Below are 1560 nucleotides of genomic sequence, written 5' to 3' on the forward strand. Positions count from 1 at the left end.
GGCATCGCCACCCTGGAAGCCGGCCGCCTGGAGCGGCGACGGGCGGAGGGCAAGCTCTCGAACCTCCAGCTCAAGCTGCTCCAGAACCCCCTCTCCGGCGCCATCGGCATCGGCCACACCCGCTGGGCGACGCATGGCCGCCCCAACGAGACCAACGCCCACCCGCACGCCACCGAGCGCCTCGCGGTGGTCCACAACGGCATCATCGAGAATTTCCGCGAGCTGAAGGCCGAGCTCCAGGCCGCCGGCTGCGCCTTCGAGACCGAGACCGACACCGAGGTGGTGGCCCAGCTCGTCAGCCACCTGATGAAGGGCGGCCTCGGGCCCGTCGCGGCCGTCGAGGCGGCGCTGCCGCGCCTGCGCGGCGCCTTCGCGCTCGCCTTCCTGTTCGCCGGCGAGGAGGACTTCCTGATCGGCGCCCGCCACGGCGCCCCGCTGGCCCTGGGCTTCGGCGACGGCGAGACCTATCTCGGCTCCGACGCCCTCGCCCTCGCCCCCTTCACGGACGAGATCAGCTACCTCGAGGAGGGCGACTGGACCATCCTGACCCGGGACGGGGCCGAGATCNACGGCGCCGAGATCCGCGACCAGGCCGGCACCGTCGTCGCCCGGCCCCGCCAGAAAATCGCCACCCAGGCCTTCCTGGTCGACAAGGGCAACCACCGCCACTTCATGGCGAAGGAGATCTACGAGCAGCCCGAGGTGGTCGGCCGCACCTTCGCCCACTACGTCGATCTCGCCGCCGGCCGCGTCGCTCTGCCGGAGGCGCTGCCCTTCGACTTCGCGGCCCTGAGCCGGCTCTCGATCACCGCCTGCGGCACCGCCTTCTACGCCGGCCTCGTCGCCAAGTACTGGTTCGAGCGCCTGGCCCGCCTGCCGGTCGAGATCGACGTCGCCTCCGAGACCCGCTACCGCGAGCCGCCGCTGGAGAAGGGCGGGCTGACGCTGGTGATCTCCCAGTCCGGCGAGACCGCCGACACCCTGGCCTCCCTGCGCTACGCCAAGGCGCAAGGGCAGCACACCCTGGCGGTGGTCAACGTGCCGACCTCGACCATCGCCCGCGAGGCCTCCGCGGTGGTGCCGACCCTCGCGGGGCCCGAGATCGGGGTGGCCTCCACCAAGGCGTTCTCGTGCCAGCTCACGGTGCTGCTCTGCCTTGCCATCGCGGCGGGCCGGGCGCGGGGCACCCTCGGGGAGGCGGAGGAGCGGCGCCTCGTCGACGCGCTCATCACGGTGCCGGGCCTGATGGCCGAGGCGCTGAAGCGCGAGGACGAGATCGAGGTCCTGGCCCGCGAGATCGCCCGGGCCCGGGACGTGCTCTACCTCGGCCGCGGCACCGCCTACCCGATGGCGCTCGAGGGCGCGCTGAAGCTGAAGGAGATCTCCTACATCCACGCCGAGGGCTACGCCGCGGGCGAGCTGAAGCACGGGCCGATCGCGCTCATCGACGACGCCGTGCCGGTGATCGTGATCGCCCCGCACGACGCGACCTTCGAGAAGACCGTCTCGAACATGCAGGAGGTGGCGGCCCGCGGCGGCCGGATCGTGCTGATCGGCGAC

At 72.4% G+C, this 1560-nt stretch carries 2 pseudogenes; both read left to right on the forward strand.

Annotation, left to right across the window (positions count from 1 at the left end):
• Positions 1 to 567 (forward strand): annotated as a pseudogene (locus tag DT057_RS36675) (glutamine--fructose-6-phosphate transaminase (isomerizing)); the annotation flags it as partial.
• 1 nt (position 568) lies between these two features.
• A pseudogene (locus DT057_RS36680) lies at positions 569 to 1560 on the forward strand (isomerizing glutamine--fructose-6-phosphate transaminase); the annotation flags it as partial.

It is taken from the genome of Methylobacterium crusticola (genome assembly GCF_003574465.1).
In the GTDB taxonomy this organism is placed as follows: Bacteria; Pseudomonadota; Alphaproteobacteria; order Rhizobiales; family Beijerinckiaceae; genus Methylobacterium; species Methylobacterium crusticola.